Origin of the sequence: Mycobacterium bulgaricum (assembly GCF_041287165.2) — a bacterium.
Classification (GTDB): domain Bacteria; phylum Actinomycetota; class Actinomycetes; order Mycobacteriales; family Mycobacteriaceae; genus Mycobacterium; species Mycobacterium bulgaricum.
This window is the reverse complement of record NZ_JBGGKV020000001.1, coordinates 1-15,171: the sequence shown is the minus strand read 5'-3', so window position 1 is coordinate 15,171 and position 15,171 is coordinate 1. Positions and strand designations below refer to the sequence as shown.

General features: G+C 67.5%; 15 protein-coding genes. 9 read left to right on the top strand and 6 right to left on the bottom strand.

Annotated elements, in window-relative coordinates:
- Positions 1–6: 6 nt before the first annotated feature.
- Complete coding sequence (gene pfkB, locus ACAG24_RS00075; protein ID WP_370470671.1) at positions 7–984, bottom strand: 1-phosphofructokinase; 978 nt, start codon at positions 982–984, stop codon at positions 7–9.
- Positions 981–1,760, bottom strand: a complete 780-nt coding sequence (locus ACAG24_RS00070) for a DeoR/GlpR family DNA-binding transcription regulator (protein ID WP_370470670.1) — start codon at positions 1,758–1,760, stop codon at positions 981–983. The genes pfkB and ACAG24_RS00070 overlap by 4 nt, the downstream gene beginning before the upstream one ends.
- Before the next feature lie 111 nt (positions 1,761–1,871).
- On the opposite strand from ACAG24_RS00070, the gene ptsP reads away from it, so the two are divergent.
- On the top strand, positions 1,872–3,557 hold the full coding sequence (gene ptsP / locus ACAG24_RS00065; RefSeq protein ID WP_370470669.1) for a phosphoenolpyruvate--protein phosphotransferase: 1,686 nt from the start codon (positions 1,872–1,874) through the stop codon (positions 3,555–3,557).
- Here the strand turns inward: ptsP and ACAG24_RS00060 are convergent.
- Positions 3,554–3,802: a hypothetical protein gene (locus ACAG24_RS00060; RefSeq protein WP_370470668.1), complete on the bottom strand. Its 249-nt coding sequence runs from the start codon at positions 3,800–3,802 to the stop codon at positions 3,554–3,556. The two genes, ptsP and ACAG24_RS00060, sit on opposite strands and share 4 nt — an antisense overlap.
- A gap of 107 nt (positions 3,803–3,909) precedes the next feature.
- On the opposite strand from ACAG24_RS00060, the gene ACAG24_RS00055 reads away from it, so the two are divergent.
- Complete coding sequence (locus tag ACAG24_RS00055; protein WP_370470667.1) at positions 3,910–4,884, top strand: pirin family protein; 975 nt, start codon at positions 3,910–3,912, stop codon at positions 4,882–4,884.
- A gap of 2 nt (positions 4,885–4,886) precedes the next feature.
- On the opposite strand, the gene ACAG24_RS00050 is transcribed toward ACAG24_RS00055, so the two are convergent.
- Positions 4,887–7,034 carry an FUSC family protein gene (locus tag ACAG24_RS00050; protein ID WP_370470666.1) on the bottom strand — a complete coding sequence of 716 codons (2,148 nt, stop codon included), beginning with the start codon at positions 7,032–7,034 and terminating at the stop codon, positions 4,887–4,889.
- Between the two features lie 129 nt (positions 7,035–7,163).
- A complete protein-coding gene (locus ACAG24_RS00045) occupies positions 7,164–7,730 on the bottom strand; it encodes a TetR/AcrR family transcriptional regulator (RefSeq protein ID WP_370470665.1) in 567 nt (188 codons plus the stop codon).
- A gap of 166 nt (positions 7,731–7,896) precedes the next feature.
- Here ACAG24_RS00045 and ACAG24_RS00040 point away from each other — a divergent pair, with 166 nt between their 5' ends.
- The 7 genes from ACAG24_RS00040 (at position 7,897) to ACAG24_RS00010 (ending at position 14,202) form a co-directional block, all read left to right on the top strand.
- Positions 7,897–8,532, top strand: coding sequence for a TetR/AcrR family transcriptional regulator (locus ACAG24_RS00040; RefSeq protein ID WP_370470664.1), 636 nt, complete (start codon positions 7,897–7,899; stop codon positions 8,530–8,532).
- A gap of 149 nt (positions 8,533–8,681) precedes the next feature.
- Entirely contained in the window at positions 8,682–9,611 is a 930-nt protein-coding gene (locus tag ACAG24_RS00035; protein WP_370470663.1) for a class I SAM-dependent methyltransferase, read from the top strand.
- A gap of 77 nt (positions 9,612–9,688) precedes the next feature.
- Positions 9,689–11,095, top strand: a complete 1,407-nt coding sequence (locus tag ACAG24_RS00030) for an aldehyde dehydrogenase family protein (protein WP_370470662.1) — start codon at positions 9,689–9,691, stop codon at positions 11,093–11,095.
- A gap of 37 nt (positions 11,096–11,132) precedes the next feature.
- A complete protein-coding gene (locus ACAG24_RS00025; RefSeq protein ID WP_370470661.1) occupies positions 11,133–11,996 on the top strand; it encodes an SDR family oxidoreductase in 864 nt (287 codons plus the stop codon).
- 6 nt (positions 11,997–12,002) lie between these two features.
- Entirely contained in the window at positions 12,003–12,965 is a 963-nt protein-coding gene (locus ACAG24_RS00020; RefSeq protein WP_370470660.1) for an NADPH:quinone oxidoreductase family protein, read from the top strand.
- Positions 12,966–12,990: 25 nt separating this feature from the next.
- The gene (locus ACAG24_RS00015; protein WP_370470659.1) at positions 12,991–13,692 is read left to right on the top strand and encodes a haloacid dehalogenase type II; all 702 of its coding nucleotides are present in this window, start codon (positions 12,991–12,993) and stop codon (positions 13,690–13,692) included.
- Positions 13,693–13,719: 27 nt separating this feature from the next.
- The gene (locus tag ACAG24_RS00010; RefSeq protein WP_370470658.1) at positions 13,720–14,202 is read left to right on the top strand and encodes a DUF456 domain-containing protein; all 483 of its coding nucleotides are present in this window, start codon (positions 13,720–13,722) and stop codon (positions 14,200–14,202) included.
- Here ACAG24_RS00010 and ACAG24_RS00005 read toward each other — a convergent pair.
- Positions 14,199–15,050, bottom strand: coding sequence for a type IV toxin-antitoxin system AbiEi family antitoxin (locus ACAG24_RS00005; protein WP_370470657.1), 852 nt, complete (start codon positions 15,048–15,050; stop codon positions 14,199–14,201). The two genes, ACAG24_RS00010 and ACAG24_RS00005, sit on opposite strands and share 4 nt — an antisense overlap.
- Between the last annotated feature and the right edge of the window lie 121 nt (positions 15,051–15,171).

Here is a 15,171-nt window from a genome sequence, read left to right as displayed (position 1 = left end):
CGTGTCTTACTGAGCGGCGGGGATGGGCGAAATGGGCGACACCTGAACGGCGTTGAGATCGATCTCGGCGGGGGAGGGCAGCGTGGTGCCCGGCAGGGAGGCTGCGGCGCTGCCGTACGCGACGGCCATCTGCAGCCGTTGCGGCGGGACCGCGCCGCCGACCTCGGCGCGCACGTACCCCGCCAGGGACGAGTCACCGGCGCCGACCGTGCTGCGGGGCGTGATGGGCGGCGGGCTCGCCATCCAGGCGCCGTTGCGGTCGACCAGCACCGCGCCGGCGGCACCGAGGGTGGCCAGTACCGCGCCGACTCCCCGGTCGATCAGTTGGCGGGCCGCGGCGACCACTGGCGCCGGATCACCCTGTGCGACTGCATCTTCGAGAGTCTCCGGTGAATAGCCCAGAACGCTCGCCAGTTCCTCGGCGTTGGGTTTGATGAGGTCGGGTGCGCCGCGTTCCAACGAGTCCACGAGTGCTGCCAGCGGTGCGTCGGAGGTGTCGACGGCGACCCGGCAGGAGTGCGCGGACAGAAGCGCGACGACGTCCGCATACCAGGACTCGGGAATGCCGGGCGGCAATGAACCCGACATCACCACCCAGTCGGCGTCCTCGGCGGCGTCCATCACGACGTCGGTGAAAGCCGTCAACGTCGCCGCGTCGATCATCGCGCCCGGCTCGTTGATCTTGGTGGTGGTGCCATCCTGCTCCGTGATCGTCAGGTTGGTTCGGGCCGGCTGATCGGTGGTCACGATCTGGAAGGGAACCGCGGCATTGGCCAGCGCGGTCAACAGAGGATCGTTCACGGCGGCAGGCAGGACGGCCAGTGCTTCGACACCGGCCATGGTCAGAACCTTGGCGACGTTGACGCCTTTGCCCCCGGCCTGGCTGGTCACCGACGTGACGCGATGGACGGCACCGCGCGTCAGCGGTGACGGCAGTGTGACCGTGCGGTCGATGCTCGGGTTGGGGGTGACGGTCACGATCACGGTTGGCCTCCTGCACGAATGACCTCGACGCCGTGCTCGGTCAGCTCGGTGCTGTCGGCGGCAGAGATCTCGGGGTCGGTGATGAGGGTGTCGACACTGGAGATGGGAGCGAAACTGACGAAGTCCTCGCGGCCGACTTTTGACGAATCAGCGGCCACGACAACGTAATTGGCGGCGCGGACCATGGCGCGCTTCACCGCGGCCTCCTCGCTGTCGGGGGTCGACAATCCGTGGCCCACGCTGATCGCATTGGTGCCGATGAAGGCGATGTCGACGCGCAGCGTGTCAAGTACACGCAGCGCCTGCTCACCGACGGCGGCCTGTGTGACACCGCGGACGCGGCCGCCGAGCAGCTGCAGGGAGACCGACGGGACCGTCGCCAACCTGGCCGCGATCGGAACGGAGTTGGTCACGACGACGAGCTCGCGGTCGGTCGGCATCTTCGCGGCGATCCGCATCGTGGTGGTGCCGGCGTCGAGGAGCACGCTCGCGCCGCTGAGCGGGAAGAACTCCGCAGCGGCGGCGGCGATCGCATCTTTGTGCTCGGCCCGGGTGACGTCGCGTTCGCCGACGCCCTGTTCGACGAGGTGCAGGGCGCGGACGGGGACCGCGCCGCCGTGCACCCTGCGCACGATGCCGGCCTTGTCCAGCACGGCGAGGTCGCGCCGGACGGTTTCGGTGGTGACGTCGTAGGTCTGTGCGAGTTCGGTCACCGAGGCGCGGCCCTTCGTCATCACCAGCGACGCGATGGCCTGCTGCCGTTCTTCCGGGTACATGGGACTCCGCACTGAGGGCTTATGTGGGTATTGCCGGCTTTTAATGTTGATATATTTGGTTTTACTCCTGAATGTGTTGACTTGTCAACGGTTTCTTGTAATCTGGTTCACATGACTGCGACGTCCCCGCTCACCTCACACTCGGTTCTGCACGGTGTTCCCGTTGTGGCCGGAGTTCAGTACGCGCCGGTGATCCGCCCGGGCACGCTGCCCGATGTCGACGCCGAGCCAACGGACGAGCTTCCCGAGGACGAACGGTCCGCGGAAGGAGAACGCTTCACCGCCGCGGCCGCGGCGGTGGCCGGGAGGCTGCGGGAGCGCGCCGCGCACGCGACGGGGGCCGCCTCCGAAGTGCTCGCGGCCACGGCGACACTCGCGACAGACCGCGGCTGGCTGGGCGCGGCGGAGAAGCGCATCAAGGACGGCGCCCCTGCCGTTCGGGCCGTCAACGGCGCCATCGATCAATTCGTCGAGATGTTCACCAAGCTCGGCGGTCTCATGGCCGAGCGCGTCACCGACCTGCGCGATATCCGCGACCGGGTAATCGCCGAGCTCAAAGGCCTGCCCGAACCCGGCGTCCCGCTACCCGACGAGCCGTCCATCCTCTGCGCCGAGGACCTCGCACCGGCGGACACCGCCGGCCTCGACCCGACGCTCGTCGTCGCGCTGGCCACCACCCTCGGCGGCCCGACCAGCCACACCGCGATCATCGCGCGCCAGCTCGGGATTCCATGCGTCGTCGCCGTCGCGGGTCTCGACGACGTGCCCGCCGGCACGATGGTGCTCGTCGACGGCACCCGCGGCACCGTGACCGTCGCCCCGGACGAAGCCCCGGCTCGCGAGGCTGTCGCCGAGGCCAAGCGCATCGCCGAGGCTGCGGCGAATTGGTCTGGCCCCGGCACCACGGCCGACGGCCACGCCGTCGCCGTGCTCGCCAACGTCCAGGACGGCGCCGCGGCACGCTCGGCGCGCCAGACCCCCGCCGAAGGCGTCGGCCTGTTCCGCACCGAACTGTGCTTCCTTAACACCGACACCGAACCGACCGTCGAGGAGCAGGCAAGCATCTACGCCGAGGTGCTCGAGGCATTCGCCGGTAACAAGGTCGTCGTCCGCACCCTGGATGCGGGCTCGGACAAACCGCTCAAGTTCGCGGGACATCCCGACGAGGCCAACCCGGCCCTCGGAGTCCGCGGTATTCGCATCGCCACAAACAATCCGGGGCTCCTGGACCACCAGCTCGAGGCCATCGCCCAGGCCGCCGAACGCACCGGAAATCCTCCGTGGGTCATGGCACCGATGATCGCGACCGCCGAGGAGGCGAAGAACTTCGCGGACAAGGCCCGTGCGTACGGCCTGACGCCGGGGGTGATGATCGAGGTGCCCGCCGCCGCGCTTCTGGCCGACCGAATCCTCGACCACGTCGACTTCCTCTCGATCGGGACCAACGATCTTGCGCAGTACACGATGGCCGCCGACCGGATGTCGGCCGAACTGGCGACGCTGACCGACCCGTGGCAGCCCGCCGTGCTGGCGCTCGTCGCGATGACGGTGAAAGCCGGTGCAGCGGTGGGCAAGCCGGTGGGCGTGTGCGGTGAAGCAGCCGCCGACCCGTTGCTCGCCTGCGTGCTGACGGGATTCGGGGTCACCTCATTGTCGGCGGCCGCCGCAGCGGTGCAGGGGGTGGGCGCCAAACTGGCGATGGTCACACTTCAGCAGTGCCGTGATGCGGCCGAGGCCGTCCTCGGCACCGCCAGCGCCGCCGAGGCACGCGCCGCGGCATTGGCCGTTCTCGGCTAGACGGTCCACCCGGTCTCCTGCGGCCACGACTCGACGTCGGTGCTCGCATCGCGAAGCTTCACGTACGCGTAGTCCTCGTCGGCTGCGACGGCCGTGGTGTCGGAGTAGACGCGCCGCGCCTCCTCCTCGGACCCCCGGACAAGGGAGCGTTCTTCTGCTCCTTTGCTCGGATCACCGCGGTCATACAACGTCGCGACCACGACCTCCCAGGTGTCCGTCGAGTTCTGTCCATGTGCGTCTGTCATCGGCCCTCCTCCGCCTAGCGCGGAGATACCCGGGTTCGCGCGGCTGATGTGCGCTCGCCGGCAGCACCGCACGGAATTAATCGGACCGCAGTCCGGTTGTTCCGGGCATGCCAGCCATCACAGCCGATACGCTCACCCTCCCGCGCATCGCGGGACCCACACCGACCGACACCGAACGCCCGGTGCGTTCCGTCACAACGGGACCGCGCGGGTACGAGGGCGAGGGCTTCCCCGTCGTCCGCGCGTTCGCCGGAGTGAACGCGCGTGATCTCGATCCGTTCATCCACATGGACCAGATGGGCGAGATCGAGTACCAGCCCGGCGAGCCGCGCGGAACCGATTGGCACCCGCACCGCGGGTTCGAGACCGTCACGTACATGATCGACGGCCGCTTCGCGCATCAGGATTCGCACGGCGGCGGTGGCCTGATCGCCGACGGCGCCACGCAGTGGATGACCGCCGGCTCCGGAATCCTGCACATCGAGACGCCACCGGCCGAACTCGTCGAGAGCGGCGGTGTGTTCCACGGAGTACAGCTGTGGGTGAACCTTCCGAAGAAGGACAAGTTCGCCGACCCGAACTACCAGGCGATCGAGGGCGCGCAGGCCAAGCTGCTGTCGTCGGATGACGGCGGCGCGCTGGTGCGGATCATCGCCGGTGACATCGACGGCCAGGCCGGCCCGGGGTCCACCCACACCCCGATCACTCTGGCGCACGCCACGATTCAGCCCGGCGCGCGGTTGGACCTGCCCTGGGCGCGTGACTTCAACGCGCTCGTCTACGTCCTGTCCGGTCGCGGATCTGTGGGTCCGGTCGGGCATCCGGTGCAGCAGGGACAGCTTGCAGTGCTCGGCCCCGGTGATCGCATCGCCGTCGCCGCCGACCTGTCACAAGACTCGAACCGGCCCGCACTTGAGGTTCTGTTACTGGGAGGCAAGCCGATTCGTGAACCGGTCTTTCAATACGGCCCGTTCGTGATGAACTCCAAATCGGAGATCATCCAGGCCGTCGAGGATTTCCAGTCCGGCAAGTTCGGAGCCATACCGCCGGATGCGCTGATGCCCCATCGGCCGTTGCGCTGAGGTCAGCGGTCGGCTTTCAGCGGGTAGATCAGCTCCAGCTCGCCGATGGCGGCAGCCGCGGTCAGCAGCGGTAGTGCGGCGGAGAGCCCGAGATTGTCGTCTCGGGCCTCCGACCGCAGTGCCCGTACGAAGTCGTCGCTAATGGGGGTCCACGTGTCGACGGCATCCCACCGACCTGTCACCCGGTCGCAGATGGCATCGACGTGGGACTCCAAGATCGTGCGGACATGGGGGTAGGAGCCCAGCGGCGGCGGGGTGGGGATGTCGGCGATCAAGTCGGCAACCGCGCGCAGCCGGATCGCCCGGTTGAACGACCGCACGATCGGGGCGCGGAAGTCGGTCTCCCCGCTGCTTTCCGAGAGATAGTGCCGGACGGCGTCATCGATCACGCGGGACGCGGAGAGTGCGTCATGGCTCAGCGTCGCCACCTCATCGGTGCGCGCCTCGGTGGCCCCGCGCGTGATGCGCAGAACCGCCGCTCGTAGATAACGCGCGAAAATGGCTCGGGCCGAATCGATCTGGCGTGTCACCGACGCTGTCGCGCCGCGCGGCCACAGCAGGATCGATACCGCCACCCCCACGAGTGCGCCCACGAAGACGTCTTCGACCCGCACCAGGCCGACCTGCCAACCGGTCGGCGCAATCAGGTTGAAGAAGATCAGCACCATCATCGTGAACGCGGCCTGCGCGGCGGTGAACGACGCGATCTCGGGCACATATGCAGAGCCGAACACGACGACCGGCATCAAGATCCACAGCACCACGGGGTCGACACCGACCAGATAGATCAAGACGGCGCCCAGCAGAAAACCGATCCCGGTGCCGAACACCGCACGCCACACGCGAGTGCCGGTGGTGAGAGCACTACTGCGCAACACCGACAGCGCGCCCAGCACCACCCAGAAGCCGTGCTCGATCGGGAAGACGTGCGTGACGGCGACCGCCAGCGCGAGGCCGAGGCCGGTACGAAGACTGTTGCGGACCGCCACCGCCCGGTTCTCCAGGAACCCGGACGCGATCTGGGCCGCCGCAACAGTTTCCGGAAGCAACCGGTCGGAAGCGCCCGTGGGCGGGAGCCGCAGGCCGAGTGCACGCGCCCACACCGGGCGTGCATCGGCGGCGGCCGCGGCCGCGATGATGCGGCCGGTGGCTCCGACAGTGGCGGCGATGGTGCGCCGTCGCAGCAGGTCCCGGCCCAACGCCACCGCCTGTTCATCATCGGGTGCACTCAGGATCGCATCGAGGTCTTCTCGCCACCGCCCCTGTGCCGTCGCGCGCAACACCGTCAGCGCTGCCGCCAGGTCTGCCCGTGCCAGCTCGCGGTCACCAGAGCGCGAGATACGGAGAACGGTGGCCGCGCAGCGCAATACGCGACCCACCGCGTCCTTATCGCGCAGCGTGACCCCGGCGTGCGGCCCCGTGCGGTCGGCGACCCATTCGAGGTCGTCGACGACGCGCACGAGGGCACGGCTGCCTGCCGTCAGGCCAACTGGCCGGAAGTCTGCTTCGAGGAAAGTCTGACGCAGGGAATCCATTGCCCTGCTGACGTTGTCGGCGGTCCCGGTCCCGTCCAATCGGTCCGCCAGGGCCGCGCACGCCCGAGCCGCCCGGCTGCGTAACTGGCCGTGATGACGTGGTGGCAGCAGGAACAGCGCGGCGGGAACACACACCGCCAGCGCGATCGCCCAACCCAGCAGGCGTTCTCCGATCGGACCGGGGGCCGTGCACGCGGGCAGGACGAACAGCACGAGAGTGGCGCGCTGCCCAGCGGCGATCGTTTCGCTGAGAACCCCGGAGAAGCTGACGGCCACTCCCAGAACGAACATCAATCCCACGGCAGGCCACGGATGTGGCGCCACCAGGGTGCCGAGGGTGATCAGGATGAAGCCGTTGACGCCGAGCCATGAATACGCCACAGCGCGGTTCTGCCGATTCCCCGGAAAGTCGGAGAAGACCAATAGCGCGACGGAACCGAAGATGGAGAAGAGAGGTGTCTGCGGATTGTCGCCGCCGATGAGGAAGCCGCATGCACCGGCGAGCGGCACCACCATCGCGGCTCTGAGGGCACGGCGAAAAGCATCGTTGTCGGGGTCTCGCTGCGCCGCACGCCGCACGATGCGTTGCCGGGTCTCGAACAACAGGGCAGACATCAGTGCCCGGGGGTCCTGAGACGGGATTCCAGGCGCTCGACGCCCGTGAGTAAGAGTTCCGTCATTGTTTGCTGCGGGAAAGATGCGGGTGCCGGCCGACCTACAAGGCGAGCAATCTGCCCGCCCGCGTCACTCATCGCGCGGCACCGAACCGAACCGACCCGAGTCGAGAGACTCGAGGAGCTGCCCGACAATCCATCGCAAACCGGAGGTGTCCGGAGGCAGGATCGCCTGCTCGTATCCGACGAGGAGGTAGACCGCCCACGCGGCGAACAGTTCGGCCTGTCGCTGGTCGTGAAGGATCTGCAGCGCCGATTCGCAGACCACGTCGAAGCGCTGCCTGTCGACGGCGGCCTGGACCTCACGCACCGCAGGGTCGATCGCACCCCACACCCGGATTGCGGACTCGGCGCTGTGCGGAAGTGTCAGACCGGCCTCGATGAGGCGGTCGATCCGGCGCCGGGGATCGGGCTCGGCCTGCACCGCCGCGATGACCTGAATCGTCGTCCCCTCCTGCCAGTGGGCCACCAACTGCTGGGTGTAGGAGGACCAGTTGGAGAAGTAGTGATAGAAGGATCCGGTCGTCACGCCGAGACGCTGACACACCTCGGCGAGTTTGAGGCCGCCGTAGCCCAACTCGGACAAGGCATCGAGGCCCGCTTCGAAGAATGCGTCTCGTGATGACACGACCCCCATGGGTCAAACCTAGTTCGCCCTCGGCCCGGGCCGAGCGGGCTACCGGCCCGCGGACCCGGGCGGCGCCTGCTTCCGCAGCTACGAACCGTTTGCTCACCGGTCTCTCTCGGGTAACGGGCCGAGGTCTCGTAACCGGGGGCCAGGTGACGTGTGGCACAATTTGACCGTGCCGTATACGGCTAGTCGAGGTCCAGGACGTCCTCCCGCAGCGAAGGCCGCTGAAACACGGGAGCGCATTCTGCGTGCCGCTCGCGAGGTGTTCAGCGAACTCGGCTACGACGCTGCGACGTTCCAGGCAATTGCCATTCGCGCAGATCTGACCCGCCCAGCGATCAATCACTACTTTGCGAGCAAACGCGTTCTCTGGGGCGAGGTCGTCGAGCAGACCAATGCAGGCATTGTGAGCGCCGGCATCGCCAGGGCACAGGAACAGCTGACGCTGATCGAACGCCTCTCGGCTTTCCTGTCGGTGGCCACCCAGGTCGACAGCGAAGATCGTTCCGCCGCAGCGTTCCTGGTGACATCGGTTCTGGAATCACAGCGCCACCCTGAGCTGAGCAACGACGAGCACGACTCGTTGAAGAACTCGCGCGCCTTCGTGTCGTGGGCCGTCAACGATGCGATCAGCCGCGGCGAGCTCAGCACCGACACCGACGTCGAGCACCTGGTCGAGATGCTCGTCGCCGTGGTGTGGGGCATGGGCTTCTATGCCGGCTTCGTCGGCGATCGCACCGAGCTCAGCGCTGTGGTGCACAAGCTCGAGTTGTTGCTCGCCAACAAATTGTGGAACCTGAGCGAGTAGTTCGCTCTTCCTGCTCACCTCCTGTGAGTCTGGCCCCTCGGGCTGTGTTGTGGCACACACCGCGCCCGATCACCGGCGACATTTAGATAGCCTTGCAAAGTAATAGAGACGCTCATCGTCCCCCGTGCTCAGACAAGAGGGATCCTGCTGTGAGTTCACTACGCACCGACAACGACACCTGGGACATCGCATCCAGCGTCGGAGCCACCGCGGTCATGGTGGCGGCCGCGCGTGCCGCCGAGACAGACCGGCCGGACCGGATCATCACGGACCCGTACGCGAAGGTCCTCGTCGCCGGTGCGGGCACGGGTGCGTGGGGATTCATCGGTGACACCGATTTTCGCGCCAAGGTCGCTGCCCAGGATCCCGAGGTCGACGCCCTCTTCGAGCACATGGGCAACTATCAGGCCGTCCGTACGCACTTCTTCGACGCGTACTTCGCCGCAGCCGTCGACGCAGGCATCCGGCAGGTCGTGATCCTGGCCTCCGGGCTCGACTCGCGGGCGTTCCGCCTGACCTGGCCGGCCGGCACGACTGTCTTCGAGATCGATCAGCCGCTGGTGCTGGAGTACAAATCCGCCACCCTGGCTGCGCAGGGCGCAACCCCGACCGCAGACCGCCGCGAGGTGGCCATCGATCTGCGGCAGGACTGGCCTGCCGCGCTGAAGGCGGCCGGCTTCGACGCGAGCCAGCCGACCGCCTGGCTGGCCGAGGGGCTGCTGATGTACCTGCCCGCCGACGCCCAGGACCGGTTGTTCGCGCAGATCAGCGACCTGAGCGCGCCCGGTAGCCGCGTCGCCGCGGAGTCGATGGGCGCCCATGACCCCGATCGTTGGGAACGGGTGCGCGAACGCTTCGACCGGATCACAGCGCAGCTGGACGCCGAACCTATGGACATCACCGAGCTGACGTACGAGGACCCCGACCGGGCCGAGGTGGCCGACTGGCTGGCCGCCAACGGCTGGCGGGCCGAGGCGGTCGACTCCCGCGACGAGATGCGTCGGCTCGACCGTCTCGTCGAGATACCCGACACCGGTGAGCAGGCATTCTCGACATTCACCACCGGGGTCAGACTCTGACGGGCGGTTGACACCTGTTCACCAACTGGATGGTTGGTTAGGATTCGGGTACTCCGAGGTCAGGAAGGAACCCCGTCATGACCACCGAATCCGTCGCACCCACCCAGGCCACCGCAGTCGCAGCCGATGTCCCTGCCATCGTCACCCGGCTACGGCAGACGTTCGCGACAGGACGCACCCGCCCGGTCGAATGGCGTAAGGAGCAGCTGCACGCGCTCGGACGCCTGATGTCCGAGAACGAGGCCGCCGTCACCGACGCCCTGGAAAAAGATCTGGGCCGCTCCCCGTTCGAGGCCTGGCTGGCCGACATCGCCAGCACCACGGGCGAGGCCGCGTACGCGGCCAAGAACGTCGGCAAGTGGATGAAGCGGCGACACCGTCTGCTCGAGATGTCGCAGCTGCCGGGCCGGGGCTGGGTGGAGTACGAGCCGTTCGGCACCGTGCTCATCATCGGCGCCTGGAACTTCCCCTTCGCCCTCACCCTCGGGCCCGCCGTCGGCGCGATCGCAGCCGGAAACACTGTCGTGCTCAAGCCTTCTGAGGTTGCTCCGGCGTCCTCGGCGCTGATGGCCGACCTCGTTCCCCGCTACCTCGACAACGACGCGATCGCCGTCATCGAGGGCGATGGCGCCGTCAGCCAGGAGCTGATCGCGCAGGGCTTCGACCATCTGCTGTTCACCGGCGGTACCGAGGTCGGCAGGCGCGTCTACGAGGGCGCGGCCCCCCACCTGACACCGGTCACCCTGGAACTGGGCGGCAAAAGCCCGGTCATCGTGTCGGCCGACGCCGACGTCGAGGTGGCCGCCAAGCGCATCGCGTGGACGAAGCTCATCAACTCAGGACAGATCTGCATCGCACCCGACTACGTGCTGGCCGACGCGTCGATCCGCGACCGACTCGTCGACGAACTCCGCAAGACGATCGACACGTTCGAGGCGGGCAATACCGGCAAGCGCATCGTCAACGAGCGTCACTTCAACCGGCTCGCCAACGCGCTGGCGGCGACCAAGGGCACCGTCGCGGTCGGCGGCGAGTCCGACGCCGTCAACCTCAAGATCCAGCCGACCGTCGTCGTGGATCCCGACCCCGCCGAGCCGTTGATGACCGACGAGATCTTCGGTCCGATCCTGCCCGTCCTGACGGTCCAAAACCTGGACGAGGCAATCTCTTTCGTCAACGCGCGGCCCAAGCCGCTGGCCGCCTACCTGTTCACCAAGGCCAAGGCGGTGCGCGAACGGGTGATCCGGGACGTGCCAGCAGGCGGCATGGTCGTCAACCACCTGATCTTCCATTTCGCCACCCACAAGCTGCCGTTCGGCGGCGTCGGGCCGTCCGGTCTGGGCGCCTACCACGGCAAGTTCGGGTTCGAGACGTTCAGCCACAAGAAGTCGGTGCTGACCAAGCCAACCCGACCCGACCTCACATCCATCATCTACCCGCCGTATACAGAGAAGGCGTTCAAGCTGGCGCGCAAGCTGTTCTAGCCTTGCACGCGTCCGGTCCCCTAAGAGAGGAACATCAGTGCCAGGAGTGCAGGATCGTGTCATCGTCGTCACGGGTGCCGGAGGGGGGCTCGGGCGTGAATACGCGCTGACCCTCGCACGTGAGGGCGCCAGCGTCGTCGTCAACGACCTCGGCGGCGCGCGCGACGGGACGGGTGCCGGACACAACATGGCCGACGACGTGGTCAAGGAGATTAAGGACGCCGGCGGCCGCGCCGTCGCCAACTACGACTCCGTGGCCGAGCCCGAGGGCGCCGCCAACATCATCAAGACCGCGGTCGACGAGTTCGGCAAGGTCGACGGCGTGGTCAGCAATGCGGGCATCCTGCGCGACGGCACGTTCCACAAGATGGAGTTCGGCAACTGGGACGCCGTCCTCAAGGTCCACCTGTACGGTGGCTACAACGTCATCCGCGCCGCCTGGCCGCACTTCCGCGAGAACGGCTTCGGCCGCGTGGTCGTCGCGACATCCACCTCGGGTTTGTTCGGCAACTTCGGCCAGGCCAACTACGGCGCCGCCAAGCTCGGCCTCGTCGGCCTGATCAACACGCTGGCCCAGGAGGGCGCGAAGTACAACATCAAGGCCAACGCCGTCGCGCCGATCGCCGCCACCCGCATGACGCAGGACATCCTGCCGCCCGAGGTGTTCGAGAAGCTGACGCCCGAGTACGTGGCACCGGTGATCGGCTACCTGTGCACCGAGGAACTGCCCGAGACCGCATCGGTGTTCATCGTCGGCGGCGGAAAGGTGCAGCGCGTCGCCCTGTTCCAGAACAGCGGCGTCACCTTCACCGAGGTGCCGACGGTCGACGACATCGCGGGCAAGTGGGGCGAGATCACCGACCTGTCGGCGGCTGAGCGGGCCACCTTCAGCCTTGGCTAATCTCCGATGAAAGCGCTTGTAGCGCAAGAGTTGTCGGGTCCTTCAGGGCTGGCGTACGCCGATGTCGATGACGTTTCCAGCGACACCGCTGTCGTCATCGACGTCGGTGCCGCCGGCGTCTGTTTCCCGGATCTGCTGATGCTGCGCGGCGAGTACCAGATGAAGATGCCGCCGCCGTTCGTACCCGGCGTCGAAGTGGCCGGAACCGTGCGGTCGGCCCCGGCCTCCTTGGGATTCACTGCAGGACAGCGGGTTTCCGGGTTCAGCCTGCTCGGCGGGTGGGCAGAACAGGTCGCGGTGCCTGCGGATGCCGTCATCCCGACCAACGACGCCCTCGACGACGCCTCGGCGGTCTGCCTGCTGGGCAACTACTACACGATGTACTTCGCGCTGCAGCGGCGAGGCGCACTGCAGCCCGGCGAGACGGTGATGGTGCTCGGATCCGGCGGCGGCGTCGGCACCGCGTCGGTGCAGATCGCAAAGGCACTGGGCGCCAAGGTGATCGCGATGGTGCACCGGCCGTCGGCCGTGCCGTTCGTCGAGTCGCTCGGTGCGGACGTGGTGCTGCCGCTGACCGACGGATGGCTCGACGCCGTCAAGGCGGAGACCGGCGGGCGTGGTGTCGACCTCGTCGTCGACCCGATCGGCGGGGCCGCGTTCGACGACGCGATCCGGGCGATGGCCACCGAAGGGCGTTTGCTTGTCATCGGGTTCGCCGCGGGCGGCATCCCGACAGTCAAGGTGAACCGTCTGCTGCTGCGCAACGTCAGCGTCGTCGGCGTCGGGTGGGGCGAGTTCGTCAACCGCACCCCGGGCGCGCAAGCTCAGGTCGGTGTCGCGTTGGCCTCGCTCGTGGATGCGGGTCTCAGACCGCCTGCGCCCGTGCGTTTTCCGCTGTCTGACGGCGTGGCGGCACTGCAGGCGCTGGCCGACGGTGAGATCAACGGCAAGCTGGTGCTGGAGCCGTGATGAGCGCTTGCGCGAAGAACAGACGATGGTGATCAAGGCGCTGGCGTTCGACGTATTCGGCACGGTCGTCGACTGGCGCTCCAGCGTCATCGGTCAGCTGGAATCCTTCGGACGTACACACGGTGTGGAGACCGATTGGGCGCAGTTCGCCGACGACTGGCGGGCCGGCTACGTCCCGGCGATGGACCGGGTGCGTCGTGGCGAGCTGCCGTGGACGCGGCTGGACGACCTGCACCGGGGCCGCCTCGTCGAGCTGCTCGACGGTGCCGGCATCACTGTCGGAGACGCCGCGATCGACGATCTCAACCGGGCCTGGCACCGCCTCGACCCGTGGCCCGACAGCGTCGCCGGACTGACGCGGCTCAAGCAGCGCTACACCATCACGACGCTGTCGAACGGCAACGTGTCGCTGCTGACGAACATGGCCAAACGCGCGGGACTGCCATGGGACTGCGTGCTGTCGGCCGAGATCTTCCGGCACTACAAGCCCGACCCGGAGGCCTATCTCGGCTGCGCGCAGATCCTCGACGTCGCGCCCGACGAGCTCATGCTCGCGGCCGCACACCCCGCGGACCTGCGCGCCGCCCGCGACGCCGGTTTGCGGACGGCGTTCGTGTTCCGGCCCCGCGAACACGGCCCCGCCCGCACATTGCGCAGACCTGCCGAGGGCGAATTCGATGTCATGGCAGACGACTTCCTCGATCTGGCCGACAAGCTGGGCGCCTGATCCCGCGCAGCCCGTAGCCTCACTGAGGTGAGCACCGTCGGCATCGTCCTCGTCGCGCTGGCGATCGCCGTCGGCCTCGTCGGGATCATCGTCCCGATCTTGCCCGGCGGAATCCTGGTGATGGGCGCGATCGGGGTGTGGGCGTTCGTCGAGAACACGGCCGTGTCCTGGGTGGTGTTCGGCGTGGCCGCACCACTTTTCTTCGCATCTCAGATCATCAAGTACACGTGGCCGGTCAAGCGGATGCGGGCGGCCGACGTGCGAACTTCTGTGCTTGTCGTCGGGGGTATTGCCGGCGTCGTCGGCTTCTTCGTCATCCCGGTGATCGGTCTGCTCATCGGATTCGTACTGGGCGTCTTCGCCGCCGAGCTGAGCATCCGTGGGAACGTCACCCGCGCGTGGGCGTCGACCTGGCACGCCCTCAAGGGCGTCGCGCTGTCCGTCGGGGTTGAACTCACAGGTGCGCTGCTGGCGACCATCGCCTGGGTCGTCGGCCTCTTTCTCGTCTAGCTCGCCGCACGTACTCGACGCGACCACGCGTCCGCGAGTCTGATGTGGATGGTGGCCTCGGTATCCGCTGCCGTCACCCTGATGACGATCCAGTCCAGTTCGATCATCTCCTCGAATCGCCGGATGTCCTTATCGAACTGCTCCCGACTCATCCGGTGATGCCTCCCCTCGTACTCCAATGCGATCTTCTGCTCGGGCCAGCCCAGATCGACCCGGCCGATGAGGACGTCGTACTCGTTGTAGACGGGAACCTGGGTGTGCGGCCGCGGGTAACCCGCCCGCACGACGCTGAGGCGGAGTGCCGTCTCGCGCGGTGACTCGGCGCCTGGATCGACGAGCGAGAGGACCTCGAGTGCCCTCTCGGTGCCGTGACGTCCCGGGTACCGGTGGACCGCATCCTGGATTGTCGCGACTTTCGTTCGAGTGGCACGCGCGAGTGCGTCTATCGATGCGACCGCGGTGTCGAGAGGATATCTGCGCGCGAGATCGATCGCGGTGCGCGCCGGTGTCGTCAGACGTATCCCGTCGACGGTGCACACCTCGTCCTCGGTCAGAGCGCTTCCCCACGTGATGATTCCCGGGGTGCGGCGACGATTGTCGTCGATCACCGTGGCCGGCAGTCCGGGGTCGATCCACCTGGTCCCGTGTACCGCAGCCGCCGAGTAGCCCGCCAGGACGCCATGGCCACGGGACCTAAGCCAACACGCCTTCGCCCGGATGAGCGCCGTCAACTCGACATCGTTCGACAGGTACACGTCGCGGTGTACCGCTCGGTATCGGGACCGCAGTGCGTGGCGTGTCAGCTCGCCAGCGGCCAACGCGGCGCGGCCGAGGAAGGGCTCATCCATCGCAGCAGTGTGCGCGTCGCCACCGACAACCGAACTTGCGTAACGCTGTGGCGGAAATCAGGCTCGGAAATCGCCGTGGCGTTACGCAACTAGCTGCGGGGTGGTGGGGCACCGAACTTGC

Bases quoted from the DNA above. Each gene is read 5' to 3' on its own strand.
- ACAG24_RS00070 (WP_370470670.1), bottom strand. From the start codon at position 1,760: ATGTACCCGGAAGAACGGCAGCAGGCCATCGCGTCGCTGGTGATGACG.
- ACAG24_RS00005 (WP_370470657.1), bottom strand. From the start codon at position 15,050: ATGGATGAGCCCTTCCTCGGCCGCGCCGCGTTGGCCGCTGGCGAGCTG.
- ACAG24_RS00045 (WP_370470665.1), bottom strand. From the start codon at position 7,730: ATGGGGGTCGTGTCATCACGAGACGCATTCTTCGAAGCGGGCCTCGAT.
- ACAG24_RS00055 (WP_370470667.1), top strand. From the start codon at position 3,910: ATGCCAGCCATCACAGCCGATACGCTCACCCTCCCGCGCATCGCGGGA.
- ptsP (WP_370470669.1), top strand. From the start codon at position 1,872: ATGACTGCGACGTCCCCGCTCACCTCACACTCGGTTCTGCACGGTGTT.
- ACAG24_RS00020 (WP_370470660.1), top strand. From the start codon at position 12,003: ATGAAAGCGCTTGTAGCGCAAGAGTTGTCGGGTCCTTCAGGGCTGGCG.
- ACAG24_RS00015 (WP_370470659.1), top strand. From the start codon at position 12,991: ATGGTGATCAAGGCGCTGGCGTTCGACGTATTCGGCACGGTCGTCGAC.
- ACAG24_RS00030 (WP_370470662.1), top strand. From the start codon at position 9,689: ATGACCACCGAATCCGTCGCACCCACCCAGGCCACCGCAGTCGCAGCC.
- ACAG24_RS00050 (WP_370470666.1), bottom strand. From the start codon at position 7,034: ATGTCTGCCCTGTTGTTCGAGACCCGGCAACGCATCGTGCGGCGTGCG.
- ACAG24_RS00060 (WP_370470668.1), bottom strand. From the start codon at position 3,802: ATGACAGACGCACATGGACAGAACTCGACGGACACCTGGGAGGTCGTG.